Origin of the sequence: Mucilaginibacter sp. (assembly GCF_041660805.1) — a bacterium.
Taxonomy (GTDB): domain Bacteria; phylum Bacteroidota; class Bacteroidia; order Sphingobacteriales; family Sphingobacteriaceae; genus Mucilaginibacter.
In genome coordinates this window covers 13,999-29,516 of the sequence record NZ_JBAZVP010000018.1, presented here as the reverse complement: position 1 = coordinate 29,516, position 15,518 = coordinate 13,999, and the positions used below count along the sequence as shown (strand labels likewise).

General features: G+C 42.3%; 13 protein-coding genes. 6 read left to right on the top strand and 7 right to left on the bottom strand.

Annotated features, from left to right (window positions below):
- Positions 1 to 446: 446 nt before the first annotated feature.
- The 5 genes from WC743_RS19080 to WC743_RS19060 all read right to left on the bottom strand — a co-directional run bounded on the left by WC743_RS19080 (position 447) and on the right by WC743_RS19060 (position 7,957).
- On the bottom strand, positions 447 to 3,380 hold the full coding sequence (locus WC743_RS19080; RefSeq protein ID WP_373014542.1) for a M16 family metallopeptidase: 2,934 nt from the start codon (positions 3,378 to 3,380) through the stop codon (positions 447 to 449).
- Positions 3,381 to 3,679: 299 nt separating this feature from the next.
- Positions 3,680 to 4,579 (bottom strand): NDP-sugar synthase, encoded by a 900-nt coding sequence (locus WC743_RS19075; RefSeq protein WP_373014540.1) that lies wholly within the window; start codon positions 4,577 to 4,579, stop codon positions 3,680 to 3,682.
- A 57-nt stretch (positions 4,580 to 4,636) separates the two neighbouring features.
- A complete protein-coding gene (locus tag WC743_RS19070) occupies positions 4,637 to 5,752 on the bottom strand; it encodes a M42 family metallopeptidase (RefSeq protein ID WP_373014539.1) in 1,116 nt (371 codons plus the stop codon).
- Positions 5,753 to 5,969: 217 nt separating this feature from the next.
- Positions 5,970 to 6,386: a GNAT family N-acetyltransferase gene (locus tag WC743_RS19065; RefSeq protein WP_373014537.1), complete on the bottom strand. Its 417-nt coding sequence runs from the start codon at positions 6,384 to 6,386 to the stop codon at positions 5,970 to 5,972.
- A 29-nt stretch (positions 6,387 to 6,415) separates the two neighbouring features.
- The gene (locus WC743_RS19060) at positions 6,416 to 7,957 is read right to left on the bottom strand and encodes an acyl-CoA carboxylase subunit beta (RefSeq protein ID WP_373014535.1); all 1,542 of its coding nucleotides are present in this window, start codon (positions 7,955 to 7,957) and stop codon (positions 6,416 to 6,418) included.
- Positions 7,958 to 8,107: 150 nt separating this feature from the next.
- Between WC743_RS19060 and WC743_RS19055 the strand changes: the two genes are divergently transcribed.
- The 5 genes from WC743_RS19055 (at position 8,108) to WC743_RS19035 (ending at position 12,476) form a co-directional block, all read left to right on the top strand.
- Positions 8,108 to 8,398, top strand: a complete 291-nt coding sequence (locus WC743_RS19055; protein WP_373014534.1) for a hypothetical protein — start codon at positions 8,108 to 8,110, stop codon at positions 8,396 to 8,398.
- A gap of 155 nt (positions 8,399 to 8,553) precedes the next feature.
- Positions 8,554 to 10,152, top strand: coding sequence for a SulP family inorganic anion transporter (locus tag WC743_RS19050; RefSeq protein ID WP_373014532.1), 1,599 nt, complete (start codon positions 8,554 to 8,556; stop codon positions 10,150 to 10,152).
- 14 nt (positions 10,153 to 10,166) lie between these two features.
- The gene (can, locus tag WC743_RS19045; RefSeq protein WP_373014530.1) at positions 10,167 to 10,892 is read left to right on the top strand and encodes a carbonate dehydratase; all 726 of its coding nucleotides are present in this window, start codon (positions 10,167 to 10,169) and stop codon (positions 10,890 to 10,892) included.
- A gap of 137 nt (positions 10,893 to 11,029) precedes the next feature.
- Positions 11,030 to 11,770, top strand: coding sequence for a YoaK family protein (locus WC743_RS19040; protein WP_373014528.1), 741 nt, complete (start codon positions 11,030 to 11,032; stop codon positions 11,768 to 11,770).
- 31 nt (positions 11,771 to 11,801) lie between these two features.
- Positions 11,802 to 12,476: a carbonic anhydrase gene (locus WC743_RS19035; protein WP_373014527.1), complete on the top strand. Its 675-nt coding sequence runs from the start codon at positions 11,802 to 11,804 to the stop codon at positions 12,474 to 12,476.
- A 20-nt stretch (positions 12,477 to 12,496) separates the two neighbouring features.
- On the opposite strand, the gene WC743_RS19030 is transcribed toward WC743_RS19035, so the two are convergent.
- Both WC743_RS19030 and pruA read right to left on the bottom strand, forming a co-directional pair.
- Entirely contained in the window at positions 12,497 to 12,832 is a 336-nt protein-coding gene (locus tag WC743_RS19030) for a hypothetical protein (RefSeq protein WP_373014525.1), read from the bottom strand.
- A gap of 133 nt (positions 12,833 to 12,965) precedes the next feature.
- Complete coding sequence (pruA, locus tag WC743_RS19025) at positions 12,966 to 14,603, bottom strand: L-glutamate gamma-semialdehyde dehydrogenase (RefSeq protein WP_373014523.1); 1,638 nt, start codon at positions 14,601 to 14,603, stop codon at positions 12,966 to 12,968.
- A 563-nt stretch (positions 14,604 to 15,166) separates the two neighbouring features.
- On the opposite strand from pruA, the gene WC743_RS19020 reads away from it, so the two are divergent.
- On the top strand, positions 15,167 to 15,514 hold the full coding sequence (locus WC743_RS19020) for an MmcQ/YjbR family DNA-binding protein (protein ID WP_373014521.1): 348 nt from the start codon (positions 15,167 to 15,169) through the stop codon (positions 15,512 to 15,514).
- The last annotated feature ends 4 nt before the right edge of the window (positions 15,515 to 15,518 follow it).

The following is a 15,518-nucleotide window of genomic DNA, read 5'->3' as shown; positions in this document are numbered from 1 at the left end:
CTTCAATATAGCAAAATATTGCAACAACAAGCAAGTGTACTTATTTGCATTAATAAGCAACCGGGTTTTTTAGAAATAAAAATGCTGATTTTAGTTATTGCTTGATCCACACATATTGGCCGCGTTTACATTTGTAGCACATGTATTTGCGGATGGGCAACCAAAAGAGTAGCTTTTTAACAAAAAAGCCGCGGTGCACACGATCCTCAAGGCTGTTTTTGCATTTTGAGCATAAAGCCACATAGCTTCGCTCATTTGTTTTGTTATTTGGCGAAAATGCAGCGGTCATACAATTAGGGGTTATTGTATTGATAAACAATTAATTAAAAAACAAATATATCATAATTGCACACATATACTATAGATAGTACGGTACAATTTTTACACAATAAAGGCGGATGGGAATAAACTCATCCGTCTTTATAAGATCTTGTTCGTATTGATTTTTAGTAGCCAAATATTTGCTTCATATCCGGCTTAAATAATTCTCCGTATTTTTTCAGGTCTTCGTCTGTAACGCGTTTGTCTGATGCTACAACACAATAAGTAAAAGGTTTACCTTTTAACTCGGTAGTGGCAAAAGCTTGTACATCGGCAAAGCCTAATTTGCTAACGGCTGTGAACGTATTTTTACGCTCGTCATAATCCAGGCCTTTGCGTTTTGCGGCCAGGTAATTAAACAAGATGCCATCCTGCGTAATGCGTTCCGTCTCAATTGATTTACGGATGTTATCCTTGGCTGCTAACACACCCTTTTCAGATTCGGGCATGTTGTTTAACAGCTCATTCATGGCTTTAATAGCATCGTTCATTTTATCAGACTGTGTACCTATATAAGCTACAAATATATTGTCGTCATCCTTTTTAGGCGGAGCTACATAGAACGCGTAAGTAGAGTAAGCAAGTGCTTTTGATTCGCGAATGTTCTGAAACACAATTGAGCTGATACCCGATCCAAAGTAGTTATTGTATAATTCAATTAAAGGGGCCTTGGCCGGGTTGTAAGCATCCTCATTACGGATCCATTGAATTTCGGCCTGTACCATATCAAAATTGCTAAACAAAACCATGTTTTTATCCATCTTAGAACGTACAAAAACCTTCTTTTCGGGGTAAGCTGTGAAGCTAGCCGGTGTTTTGTGCAACTTAGCCAATGCAGTGCCGGTTTGTACAGCGGTTTGCGGGCCATAATATAATATGGTGTGCTTATAGTTAACCAGGTTATGAAGTATCGCTATCAGGTCCTCTGCTTTTAATTTTTCAATTTCATCATCTGTTAATGTATAATTGAAGGGGTTGTTTATACCATACTGGGCATAGTTAACCAACCCCTGCATAATGGCGGCCTTATTCAATTTTAGGTTTTCCCTTGATTTTTTTAAGCGGGCTTTAAGACCGGTTAATGCAGTACTGTCGGCTTTGCAATTTGCCAGCAGGTTTTCAAACAAGGTAACTGACGCGCCAAAATTTTCCTGTAAGCCATTAATGCTAATGGTGGTTACCTCGGTGCTTGCAGTTACATTAAAGGTTGATGCCAGTTTGTAAAAAGCCTTGCTGATATCTTCCGAGCTCATTTTATCGGTACCTAAAAATTGCAGGTATTGTGCTGCTACAGGCAATAGCTTATTATTCCAGCTACCCATGTCATAGCGGTAGTATAACCTGAAGATGCTGTTATCTTTATTCTGGATAGACAATACATCAACCGGGCCGGCAGTAGCACGCTGAATATCTTTAGTATAATCAAGCCAAACGGGTTGTACAGCGTTTGCCGGCATAGCGTTAATGGTTTTTACAAAAGCAGACTGCTCACCGGCGTTTACCTCAACAGGGGTAATGGTTGGTTTATCAACTTTGATAATGTTTTTATCGGTTCCCTGGTGTTTGTAAACAATTACAAAGTTGTTATCCTTTAAATATTTGTTAGCAAAAGCAACAATCTGCGCCTTGGTAACTTTTGAAAGCTCATTAATAGAAGCTACATCAGTACGCCAGTCAACACCCGAAGTAAAATCATCCATCAGGTTGCTTGCACGCTGGTTGTAGCTTTCGTCCTGCTCAATTTTACTTTTTTTGTAGTTGTTAACGATAGATTGGATCAGGTCATCAGAAAACTCACCTTTTCTTAATTTATCTATTTCGCCAAGCATTAAAGTCTTCACATCATCTAACGACTGACCTTTTACCGGGGTACCTCTTAGCATCAGCACACTATAATCTTTTAAGGTATATGGCGATGCAAAGGCGCTAAGCAGCTTTTGTTTTTTAGTAAGGTCTAAATCAAATAAACCCGCTTTTCCGTTGGTTAATAATGAACCCATCAGGCTCAGTAAACGTGCATCACGCGTGCTTGCCCCCGGGAAACGGTAAGCAATGGTAAGGTTCTCGGGGGTTGGCCCGTAAACGTCTCTTTGGATAGGTGCCGCGATAGGTTTTTCTGGCGCGAATGTATAAGCCGGAACCGCATTGGTTGGCATGTAGCCAAAATTTTTCGCTACTTTTTTGATCATTACATCAGGGTTAAAATCTCCTGAAAGGATCACGCCCATATTGTTGGGCACATAGTATGAATAGTAATACTTGCGGATAGCTTTTAATGACGGGTTCTTTAAATGCTCAATAGTACCAATGGTAGTTTGTTTGCCATAGTTGTTATTAGGGAACAATGCTTCAAACATAGCTTCCTGCACTTTATTGGGGTCGCTGTCTAAACCACGGTTCTTTTCTTCATAAACAGCTTCCAGTTCGGTATGGAAGATGCGCAGCACCGGCGCGCGGAAACGTTCGCCCTGCATGGTCAGAAATTTATCTACAGACGAGCTTGGGATATCTTCAGTATAAACAGTTTGCTCAAATGAAGTGAACGCATTACTGTTTTGACCGCCCATGGCGCTCATCATTTTATCATACTCATTTGCAATTGCAAACTTGGCCGCCTCACCAGATGTTTTGTCTATCTGCTTGTAAATCTCTTTACGTTTAGCCTCGTCTTTGGTAGAGTTGTATTGCTCGTACAGGTCGTCAATTTTATCAAGCAACGGTTTTTCTTTAGTCCAGTTTAATGAACCAAACTTGTCGGTACCTTTAAACATCATATGTTCAAGGTAATGCGCCAAACCGGTATGGTCGGCCGGGTCTGTTTTGCTGCCCGCTTTTACAGCTATGTATGCCTGTATGCGTGGCTGCTTATCGGTTGGACTTAAAATAACGGTCAGTCCGTTTTTAAGCGTATAAAAGCGGGAGTGAGTAGGGTCGCCGGTTACATATTTATAGGTATAGCCCCCGGATGTGGCCTGTTTCCACAAATTTGTAGTTTGTGCTGATATCTGGATAGCGTAACTGCTAACCAGTAACAGAAGAAGTGATAGTTTAAGTTTCATAGCATTGTTTAAGCTATAAATATATCACAAAAAGCAAAATAATATATCTGTTTATCAATATTTAACAAAACAAAAAATGCCGCGCAAGGCGGCATTCATTATGTATTTATGGCTGTATTGCGACCACACGTGTTGGGGACATTAAAAAGAAGCGGAAGGTTGTGCGATTCCCCTCTTGAGAGGGGTGGAGGGGTGTGTCCTTTGTATGTGAATAACACACCCCTGCAGCCGCACCATCTACGCTCCCCCTCTTGAGAGAGGAATTTTCTTAGCAATACCAACTTCCAACACCAATCGTATTACGACCAAAGATTGCTTGGGTAAACACCGTTATTCACCAGTTCTGAAATACTTTTCTGAACAATTGGTTTATCCTCTTTGTAAGTAACACCAAACCATTTTGCATCGGTAGGGATTACTTCAAAAGAAGCTTCGCCGCTTTTGATCAATTCATCGGCCACTAAAGGGATAAAGAATTCAGATTTAGGGTTATCCTTATTAGCTTCAACAAACTTCTTGAACATAGGTTCGCTTTGTTTGAAAACAGCCGGTGTAAAGCCCCAAAAGTTCATGGATACGCGGGTATCAGACGGCAGCGGGAACTCCTGGCCTTCATCTTCATAAGCTACGGTGCCATCTTCTTTAAAGTACACTTTTAAGCGCTCGTCAATAGCTACCATTTTACCATCAACAACTTTACAAACCCCACGTGATACCGAGCCATGGTCTGATAATGTCCTGTCAACCTGGTATCCTATAATGGAATATTTATCGTCGGCAACCTCGGTAGTTAAAAAGTCGGCCATCTTTTTAAATGCGTCATAACCATAAAAGTCATCAGCATTAATAACACAAAAAGGTTCATTTACCTGGTTACGGGCGGCCAAAACGGCGTGTGCTGTTCCCCAAGGTTTTGCACGTTCAATTTTTTCGGTAATGCCAAAAGGCTCCAGGTCAAAGCTTTGGAAAACGTAATCTGTTTCTACACGGCCTTTTAGCTTGGGCTCAAATATGCTTTTAAAATTATCGGCAAACTCTTCGCGAATGATAAAGCTAACTTTACCAAAGCCGGCCTTTATGGCATCGTATATGGAGTAATCGATAATTGTTTCGCCATTAGGCCCAAATCCGTCAACTTGCTTCATGCTGCCGTAACGGCTGGCCATACCTGCGGCCAGGATTAATAGTGTTGGTTTCATAGTTGAGATGGGGTATTTTAAGTTTGTGTTTGTGTGAAAAGCAATAAATATGTTAAATTATTTGATGTATCTGAAATCCTGGCCGGCCTGTATGTTTAGCAGGCATTCATAAATAAGGCGGATAACATTATCTACATCCTCTTTGTGGATCATCTCTACCGTGGTGTGCATATAGCGCAGTGGTAAGGAGATAAGTGCCGATGGGACGCCATCATTTGAGTAAGCGAACGCGTCAGTATCAGTTCCGGTTGATCTTGATGATGCCTGGCGTTGAAAAGGGATATTAGCTTTTTGTGCCGATTCTATCAGCAGTTTGTTCAGGTTGTTTTGTACCGCCGGGGCATAAGAAATTACCGGCCCTTTTCCGCATGACAGGTCTCCCTGGGTGATCTTGTTGATCATAGGGGTGCTGGTATCATGGGTAACATCGGTAACAATAGCAACGTTTGGTTTAATACGGTGGGCAATCATTTCTGCACCGCGTAAGCCAATTTCTTCCTGTACGGCGTTTACAATATATAAGCCAAAAGGTAATTTAACTTTGTTCTCTTTAAGCAGGCGGGCAACTTCGGCTATCATGAAACCACCGGCACGGTTATCAAGCGCGCGGCCAACATAATAACGGTTGTTTAATACCATAAATTCATCCTCGTAAGTAATAACACAACCTACATGGATACCCAGTTTTTCTACTTCTTCCTTACTGGTGCAACCGCAATCCAGAAAGATATTTTTAAGGGTAGGGGCTTCTTCTTTTTCGCCTCCTAAACGGGTGTGGATGGCCGGCCAGCCAAAAACTGCTTTAACAATGCCATTATCTGTATGGATATTAACACGTTTTGAAGGGGCTATCTGGTGATCTGATCCGCCATTGCGGATAACGTAGATCAAGCCATCATTTGTAATATAATTTACAAACCATGATATCTCATCGGCATGTGCCTCAATAACTACCTTGTAATCTGCCTGCGGGTTTATAACACCAACCGCGGTGCCGTAATTATCTGTATAATAGTCGTCAATGTAGGGTTTTAAATAGTCAAGCCATAGTTGCTGGCCTTTCCATTCAAAGCCGGTAGGCGACGGGTTATTAATATATTTTTCGAAAAACGATAGTGATGTTTCATTAACTATAGTAGTTTTTTGTTCTGCTTCGGGTTTCTTTTTAGCCATTTGTTTAAAATACAGCTTTGTTAGCCATATATGCAAATATAATAAAGCTCATGATATGAAGGAATAGGAATTACGCTGCCTTTAAAGATTATTGATTAGTTAATATATACTTAATAAGGTAACAGCACCTTTGCGGCGTCTTAATAATAAGATCAGTTAGTTAAAATTAGTTAAAGTTAGTTATGAAGGATCAGTTTGCGCAAGGCGGACTGATCTTTTATTTTGATAGCAGATCCTTTTCCATAATGATATAATCGACACCATTTTTATGGAATATTTCACCGGTTTCAGTAAAACCATACCGGGCATAAAACCCTCTTGCCGATAGCCGGGCGTTGCACCAAAGGCGCATTCCGTTCTCCCGTTCAACAAAGTTTATAATATAACTTAACAGTTGTGTGCCGATGCCCTGCTTCTGTACTTTATCGCTCACCGCGAATTTGCGAAACTGCCAGTTATCATCTTTTTGAAACAGCGATACCACCCCAACTAAAGCATTATCCATAAAGGCGCCAAAATGATAACCGTGGTTATCTTCTTCCATTTCCATAGCATGCAGGGGCTCGGCAGGGTATAAGGCTTCCCTACGCAGGCGCCAGGTAAGCTCAGGGCGGATTTGTTCGATGGAGAGCATGGGGTCAGTGGTTTTTTATCTTAATTCCTTTACAGTGGGATATTCCCGTGCTTCTTTTTCGGGTTGTTCACTACTTTGTTTTCCAGCATTTTAAAGGCATGGATAAGCTTGACGCGGGTTTCTGCCGGGGCTATAACCTCGTCAATAAAACCCCGCTCGGCAGCGCGGTAGGGGTTGGCAAATATGGTAGCGTATTGCTGTTCCTTTTCGCGCCATTTGGCCTCAGGGTCTTCGGCAGATGTTATTTCACGTTTAAAGATGATCTCGGCCGCACCTTTAGCACCCATCACCGCGATCTCGGCACTTGGCCAGGCGTAGTTCATGTCGGCACCAATATGTTTGGAGTTCATTACATCATACGCGCCGCCATATGCCTTGCGGGTAATAACCGTAATACGCGGAACGGTAGCTTCGCAGAAGGCGTAGAGCAATTTTGCACCGTTGGTAATAATGGCGTTCCACTCCTGGTCTGTACCAGGTAAAAAGCCCGGTACATCTTCAAAAACCAACAATGGTATATTAAAGCTATCGCAAAAACGTACAAAACGTGCGCCCTTTTGTGATGAATGGATATCTAAAACACCCGCTAAAAACGCAGGCTGATTAGCTACAATACCAATACTGCGGCCGGCCAGGCGGGCAAAACCTACAACAAGGTTTTCGGCAAAGTCTTTATGAACCTCCAGGAATGATCCACTGTCTATCACCTGTTCAATCACTTCGCGGATATCATAAGGCTGCGAAATATTCTCTGGTAATATATCTGTTAATGCGGGGCGTTCCTCGTTTTTAACCTCGTAAGGCAGGGCAGGGGCACGGTCCTCACAATTTTGAGGCATATAGCTTAGCAGTTTCTTTACATGCTGTATAGCCTCTATCTCATTAGCACAGGCAAAATGTGTTACGCCTGATTTGGTGGCATGCGTATTTGCGCCACCCAGTTCTTCTGATGTTACTACCTCATGTGTAACGGTTTTTACTACGTTAGGGCCGGTTACAAACATATAGCTGGTATGCTCCACCATCAAAATAAAATCGGTAATGGCCGGCGAATAAACAGCACCGCCCGCGCAGGGGCCCATAATGGCCGATATTTGAGGTATTAGCCCCGATGCCATGGTATTGCGATAAAATATATCGGCGTAGCCACCTAAAGAAACCACTCCTTCCTGTATCCGTGCACCACCAGAGTCGTTTAGACCAACAACTGGGGCGCCATTTTTCATGGCCAGATCCATTATCCTGCATATTTTTTCGGCATGGGTTTCAGAAAGCGACCCTCCAAAAACGGTAAAATCCTGCGAGAATACGTAAATCAAACGGCCATTAACAGTACCGTAGCCGGTAACCACACCATCGCCGGGATACTTTTCTTTCTCCATACCAAAATCGGTAGATCTGTGCGATACCAGCATGCCTATTTCCTGAAACGAGCCCTCATCAAATAAGAAATGTAAACGCTCACGTGCGGTAAGCTTTCCTTTTTTATGCTGACTTTCTATACGTGCCCGGCCGCCACCTTCAAGCGCCTGATCTCGTTTTTTTTGAAGTATCTCTAACTTTTTATTCACAAGCTGGTATAATTGGTAATTGGCTAAAAATAGTAATTATATTGTAAGATTACGTTTAAAGGCCCTTTACTTGTCTTGCTTAAACAAAAATTTCTATATTTGTAACGCATGAGAACAAGGGATTTCAAAATTTCTGTAACCGTATTATTTATGAGCATCTTTATGGTAAAGATGGTTATATCTATTGCACCGGTGTTTTTATGCATGGATAACAAAACCGTTAAAGCGGTTATAATGCAACTTGAGAACGAGTCTAAAACAGAAAAAGATGACCTTGAAAAGAGTTCTTTTAAGGATAAAAAATCTTTTGATGAGAACATCAATCATATAATTGCCTACACTGCTTATATTACTGAAACCAATGTTCTTCATAATTTAGAAAACTCGCTTTACAAGCAGGTGTATCATCCTGTTGTTCCTACCCCGCCTCCCAACGCATAATTTATTGGCGCCTGGTTTTCTGAACCGGGCCGGTTAGCTTATCTGTATCTTTTTTGAGGTATGGTTAGCACCGCTTTGTGCTGTTTACATCTTAATGGAGAAGATGTTATGCCCCTGTTTATTCAAAAACTTCATTTTTTTCTAAATTCTCAATTATGCAAATTAAGCAAGGAGGGATGTCTGCGGACGGTCTGAACCTAAAAAAGTATTTTCTCGCTAAAAATTTAAAAAAGGATCTGCCTGCCGGATTAGTAGTATTCCTGGTGGCGTTGCCATTATGTTTAGGGATCGCCCTGGCATCAGGCGCCCCGTTATTTTCAGGTATATTATCGGGTATAATTGGCGGTATTGTAATAGGTACGCTCAGTGGGTCGCAACTAAGTGTTGCGGGGCCGGCTGCCGGCCTTACCGTAATTGTACTGAACGCTATTACTAACCTGGGCTCGTTTGAAGCATTTTTGCTAAGCGTTGTTATAGCAGGTGCTTTTCAAATAATATTAGGGTTGGTAAAGGCGGGTACAATTGCCAATTACTTTCCATCAGCAGTAATTGAAGGGATGCTGGCCGCTATCGGGATCATTCTGATAATGAAACAATTCCCTCACGCGGTAGGCTTTGATTCTGATTTTGAAGGCGATGAAGGTTTTCAAACACAAACCGGTAATACTTTTTCAGGAATACTAAACGCATTAAATAAAATCAATTATGGTGCGGTAGTTATCAGCATTGTTTCGCTTGCGCTGATGATATACTGGCCAAAAGTTAAAAAGCTTGCTGCCATACCCGCCCCGCTAATGGTGGTGGTTATTGGTGTGGTTTTAGGATACGTTTTTACAGGCACCGAGTTTGCCTTATTGGATAAACAGTTTGTACAGATACCATTAGTAAGCAGCACAAAGGAGTTTTTTGGACTATTTAAATCTCCGGATTTTAGCGCTATAGGCAACAAGGCGGTTTGGATAACAGCATTTACCATTGCTGTTGTAGCCAGCCTTGAAACGCTTTTAAGCCTTGAAGCTGTAGATAAAATAGATCCTATTAAAAGAATATCGCCTACAAACCGCGAACTTGTTGCTCAGGGGGCTGGCAATGTAGTGAGCGGTTTACTGGGCGGTTTACCAATGACGGCAGTTATCGTACGGTCATCGGCTAATGTAAATGCCGGCGGGCGCACAAAAATGAGTGCCGTTTTCCACGGGTTTTTATTGCTGATATGTTTGCTTGCTATACCATCATTGTTAAACAAAATACCATTATCATGCCTGGCCGCAATATTATTAACGGTAGGTTATAAACTGGCCAAGATAACGTTGTTTAAACACATGTGGCATAAAGGGCTTGATCAGTTTATACCGTTTGTAGTAACCATTGTTGCTGTGGTGCTTACCGACCTGCTTATAGGTGTGGGTATTGGTATGCTGGTAGGTGTGTTTTATATACTCCGTACCAACTTGCGTAACCCTTACTTTTATACCATAGCGCCAAATGGCGAAAAAAACACCATCCGTATAAAGCTTGCCGAAGAGGTGTCTTTTTTAAACAAAGCTGCCATACAAATTACATTAACCAGTCTGCCAAAAGGTAGTGATGTAATTATTGATGGGTCGCACTCCCGCTATATTGACCCCGATGTATTGGAAATAATTGAGAATTATAAGCATAATGCTTATACCAAAGGCATTATTGTGCAACTGCAGGATATTAAAGAGCGGTACGATATACCCCCATTGAAAGATTTAATTTACAAACCTTAAAAAAACAATCTGCCATGTCTGTCAACGAAAATAAAAAAAATGGATCAACACCGGCTATAGATACCGGTAATATAAAACTGGCTCAAAAACAAAGCTATAATGCCTTAATACAGGGTAACAGTAATTGGGTAGCCTCAAGAGTAAAGGAAGACCCCGAATACTTCACCAAATTGGCAAAGGGCCAATGTCCCGAAGTATTGTGGATAGGCTGCTCTGATAGCCGTGTGCCTGCAAACGAAGTAACCGGCACCAAGCCCGGCGAAATATTTGTGCACCGTAACATTGCCAACGTTTGTGTACATTCTGATATGAATATGCTTAGCGTGCTTGATTATGCCGTTAATGTGCTTAAAGTAAAACATATTATTGTAGCCGGCCATTACGGTTGCGGTGGCGTAGCTGCTGCATTAAGCAACAAGCAATTTGGACTGATTGATAACTGGTTGCGCCACATAAAAGATGTGTACCGCCTGCATAGCCATGAGCTTGACCGTATTACGGACGAAACTCAAAAAATAAACCGTTTGGTTGAACTGAACGTGAGCGAGCAGGTATATAACCTTTGCAAAACATCTATAGTACAAAACGCGTGGATGGAACGCGCCGACCTGCAGGTACATGGTTGGATAGTGAACCTGAGCACCGGCCTTATCAAAGATCTGGGCGTTTCAAGCAGCAGCCCTAATAACCTGGGTTATGTTTATGAGCTGGATGGCCTGGAAACAATAGCAGTACATTAATTACCCCTGCATCTACCTGTATATTTAGTTAATTGATGTGTAATTTCCCCGGCTGTATTTATACAGTCGGGGTTTTTATTAAAAAGCAGTATATATTTGCTATGTTTAAAAGCAAATGTTATTGTATTGATACATCAATGTTAAGACAATCTAAAGAGCACCGTACACTCCAGGGTAATTTAATGCTCGCTTCATCAACGGCATTGGTATCTGGTATTACAAATGTTGCCGGGCTGGTGGCTTTTTTAGCATTTTCATCAAATATTACGGGGCATGTGGCAAACCTTGCCCGCAATATGGTTGAGCAAAACCTGAGCGAGATAGTGGTTTTTGCTATCTGGCTTGCCATGTTCTTTATCGGAGCGTTTTTATCCACCTATATTGTGCGGTCTTTTGAGGGTAAAAGTTACTACCGGGCGCATGCTACCCCAATAATTATAGAGATTGTTATCCTGTTTTTTGTTGCTATTTATGGCCACAACTTTTACCGCGAAACCCAGTTAGAGCGCGAGGTTGTTATAGGCGCCATATTGTTTTCAATGGGGATGCAGAACAGCCTGGTATCAACCATATCAGGAGGGTTGATCAAATCATCGCACTTAACCGGTTTATTTACAGATTTGGGTGGCGACATAGCCGACTGGATCCATGCCAGATCACGCGCAACAGATACTATAAAGCATAAGGTTTACATCCGCCTAACGGTACTTGGTTTTTACTTTTTTGGCTGTATAGCAGGCGGATACCTGTTTAACCTGTATGATTTTGCTATATTTTATTTTATACCTGCAATACTTTTAACAATTTTGTACTATGATCTGTCGCCATTGGCCTTACATAAGCTAACGCGATTTTTTTCAAGAAAAACTACTACATAATAACGCATCAATCTTATAAAAATATAAACCTATGTGTGCAACAACCTTAATACATGATACCAGCCATATAACTTATGACAGTTTGCTTGATGGCAACAAGCAGTTTGTTGAGGATACGCTAAAGGAAGATCCGCAGTATTTTGAAAAACTGGCCAACGGACAAAAGCCTCCTGTTTTATGGATAGGCTGTGCCGATAGCCGTGTACCGGCCAACCAGATAACCAATACCAACCCGGGCGAGATATTTGTGCACCGTAATATTGCCAATATGGTGATACATACTGATATGAGCATGTTAAGTGTGCTTGATTATGCCGTTAACGTATTGCAGGTAAAACATGTGATAGTGGTAGGCCATTACGGCTGCGGCGGTGTGCTGGCTTCCATGACTAATAAGCAATATGGCTTAATTGATAACTGGCTGCGCAACATTAAAGATGTTTACCGTATGCATGCCCATGAACTTGACAGGATAACAGACGAAAAAGCCAAAGGCGACCGCCTGGTTGAGCTGAATGTGATAGAGAACGCAAGCAACCTTTGCAAAACATCAATAGTGCAAAATGCGTGGCAAAATGGGCGGGAATTGAATGTGCATGGTTGGGTTTACAGCCTGGCCACCGGTATTATAAAAGATATGAAGGTAAGCACAAACAATAACTCTAAAATGGATGAGGTATTTAGGTTTGAGCAGTCGCCGGGATAGTACCCGATAAGTTAGGGCGGCTATTTCTTATCGTCGTTGAAAATATTTTTACTCCAGCCTCTAAATTCATAATACCTGGCTTTTGGCTCACCTGTCCACCCGTTTATTCCTTTTTTAGGGAGCATAATGGCATGAACATACAATACCGGTATTATAGCAAGCCCGAGTATAAGAAAGGCGTAGGTTCTTCCTGCCAAAACAGATATAGCTACGACAATAATAACCGTAAATACGTATTTAAGTAGCTTCCTCCATTTAGGGCTCCGCTCTTCAAAGTGCCCTAAAAAAATGTGCCCAAGCAAAAACATGATAGTTACTATCGCTATTTCAAACCATAATGTATTGGTAGCCCACATAACTGAATGCTTTAAAGGTTTATATTTAGTTAAGGTTGTAAGAAAGGAATAACACTACAAGATCGAAATATTTATTCATAAAAAAGCCGGGAACAATATATTACTGCTCCCGGCTTATATTTTACAAAGAATTTTATTGCTCTTTCTGCAAGAATGAGTACCTGTAATCTTTAGGCGGATCAAAGGTTTCTTTGATGGTTCTTGGAGATACCCACCGCAGCAGGTTAATCATTGAACCGGCTTTATCATTTGTACCCGAGCCACGGGCGCCGCCAAATGGCTGCTGGCCTACAACCGCTCCGGTTGGCTTATCATTTACATAAAAGTTACCGGCAGCGTTGCGCAGGCGATAAGTAGCTTCGGCAATTGCATAACGGTCTTGTGATATAATGGCTCCTGTTAAAGCGTAAATAGATGTTTTATCAACAATGTTCAGGATCTCGTCCCATTGGTTGTCTTCATAAACATAAACCGTAAGTACCGGGCCAAACAGCTCGTTACACATGGTTACATAATAAGGATCGGTTACTTTTAAAACAGTTGGCTCAATAAACCAGCCTTTTGATTTATCGTAATTACCGCCGGCTACCAGTTCTACACTGTCATCGGCTTTGGCATCATCAATATATTTAGCCAGTTTATCAAACGATACCTCGCTGATAACAGCATTAATAAAGTTTTCAAAATCTTCAACCGGGCCCATTTTAAAGCTGGCCATTTCGCGCTGAACGTGCTCTTTTACAGCAGGCCATAACGAAGCCGGGATGTAAGCCCTTGAAGCGGCAGAACATTTTTGCCCCTGGTATTCAAAAGCACCACGAAGCAAAGCAACGCTAACCACATCGGCATTGGCGCTTGGGTGGGCAAGCACAAAATCTTTACCACCGGTTTCGCCCACAATGCGCGGGTAAGTTTTATATTTATGAATGTTAGTACCAATGGTTTTCCAGATATTTTGGAACACAGCGGTCGAACCTGTAAAGTGGATACCTGCAAAGTCAGGGTGGTTAAATACTACATCGCCAACCACAGGGCCATCGGCATAGATCAGGTTGATCACGCCATCCGGAACGCCGGCTTCTTTAAACACCTGCATGATCACGTTAGCGGCATATATCTGCGTATCGGCAGGTTTCCAAACCACAACGTTACCCATCATGGCAGCGCTTGATGGCAGGTTACCCGCTATAGCCGTAAAATTAAATGGCGTAAGCGCGAACACAAAACCCTCCAGCGGGCGTTGCTCCACACGGTTCCAGATACCTTTGCCTGATACAGGTGGCTGTTGCTGGTAAATTTCGGTCATGTAAAGCACATTGAAGCGCAAAAAATCTATGAATTCGCAAGCCGCGTCAATCTCGGCCTGGTAAGCGTTCTTGCTTTGGCCCAGCATAGTAGCCGCGTTTATTTTAGCACGGTAAGGACCGGCCAATAGTTCGGCTGCTTTTAAAAATATGGCTGCACGCTGCTCCCATGGCAGGTTCTCCCAATCGGCCTTAGCGGCAAGGGCAGCATCAATGGCAGCGGTTACATGGGTTTTATCTCCCCAGTGGTAAGTAGCCAGTAAATGCTGATGATCATGCGGCGGGCGCAATTCGCGCAGGGTGCCGGTACGCACCTCTTTGCCGCCAATGTACATAGGTATATCTATTTGCTGGGCGCGGCCTTCCTGTAAGGCTGCTTTAAGCGAAGCACGCTCTAAACTGCGCGGGCCGTAGTTTAAAACCGGCTCGTTAACAGGCTCAGGAACATTAAAAAATCCTTTTAACATAGGTGTATAATTTAAAGGTGCAAAGATACGGGGAAATGTGCAGATGAGCGAATATGCAGATATGCAAAATGTATTTGTGACGCAGGCTTGATGGGGTGATAATTTGTTGATATTTTATTTTTCGTGCCTGTTGGGTGACAACAGCAGCAAAGGCAAAGCGGTGGATATGTGCGATTCCCTCCCCACGGGAGGGTGCAGGGAGGGGTTATGAAATAAGCATTAACGTAATAACCCCTACCCGCCACTTCACAGGCAGCCGCACCCTTCCCGAAGGAAGGAGTTATTCAGCCTTTAGCCTATGGACGGTGATAACACTATGGGTGTTGAGAAGAAATAAAATGAGGGGTCATGCCGATGTATATCGGCATCTCTCTGGCAAAGTAAAGTACATGCTTAGCTATGTGCCTTTAAATGGGTAACCTTTCTGATGGGATGCTGAAATAAATTCAGCATGACCTAGTTGTTTTTTTAAGAAAATATAATCCTATGGTATTATCACCCATCATCTACATTGTTGGTATAATTGGCTAATAAAACTACCTTAGCTCACAATTTTATCACTCATGACCATAGAAACCCTCCAAACCATTTGCCATAGTTTACCGGGCGTAACAGAAGACATAAAACTGGGCGAGCACTTGTGCTTTAACGTGGGCGGTAAAACATTTTTGTTTACCTATCCGGATGGCGTACCGCCTTCGGCATCATTTAAGGTGCCTGCCGAAGATTTTGAAGAGATCATTTCAAGAGAAGGGCTGGAACCGCAGCCTTATATTGCCCGCTACAAATGGGTGCTTGCCCGCGATATCAGCAGCCTTACGGAGCAGGAGTGGACACAGTATATTAAACAATCGCACCAGCTTATTGCAGCCAAATTACCGGGTAAAATCAAAAAAGAGTTAGGCTTATAACCTT

Bases quoted from the DNA above. Each gene is read 5' to 3' on its own strand.
- WC743_RS19080 (WP_373014542.1), bottom strand. From the start codon at position 3,380: ATGAAACTTAAACTATCACTTCTTCTGTTACTGGTTAGCAGTTACGCT.
- WC743_RS19075 (WP_373014540.1), bottom strand. From the start codon at position 4,579: ATGAAACCAACACTATTAATCCTGGCCGCAGGTATGGCCAGCCGTTAC.
- WC743_RS19070 (WP_373014539.1), bottom strand. From the start codon at position 5,752: ATGGCTAAAAAGAAACCCGAAGCAGAACAAAAAACTACTATAGTTAAT.
- WC743_RS19065 (WP_373014537.1), bottom strand. From the start codon at position 6,386: ATGCTCTCCATCGAACAAATCCGCCCTGAGCTTACCTGGCGCCTGCGT.
- WC743_RS19055 (WP_373014534.1), top strand. From the start codon at position 8,108: ATGAGCATCTTTATGGTAAAGATGGTTATATCTATTGCACCGGTGTTT.
- WC743_RS19050 (WP_373014532.1), top strand. From the start codon at position 8,554: ATGCAAATTAAGCAAGGAGGGATGTCTGCGGACGGTCTGAACCTAAAA.
- can (WP_373014530.1), top strand. From the start codon at position 10,167: ATGTCTGTCAACGAAAATAAAAAAAATGGATCAACACCGGCTATAGAT.
- WC743_RS19040 (WP_373014528.1), top strand. From the start codon at position 11,030: ATGTTAAGACAATCTAAAGAGCACCGTACACTCCAGGGTAATTTAATG.
- WC743_RS19035 (WP_373014527.1), top strand. From the start codon at position 11,802: ATGTGTGCAACAACCTTAATACATGATACCAGCCATATAACTTATGAC.
- WC743_RS19030 (WP_373014525.1), bottom strand. From the start codon at position 12,832: ATGTGGGCTACCAATACATTATGGTTTGAAATAGCGATAGTAACTATC.
- pruA (WP_373014523.1), bottom strand. From the start codon at position 14,603: ATGTTAAAAGGATTTTTTAATGTTCCTGAGCCTGTTAACGAGCCGGTT.
- WC743_RS19020 (WP_373014521.1), top strand. From the start codon at position 15,167: ATGACCATAGAAACCCTCCAAACCATTTGCCATAGTTTACCGGGCGTA.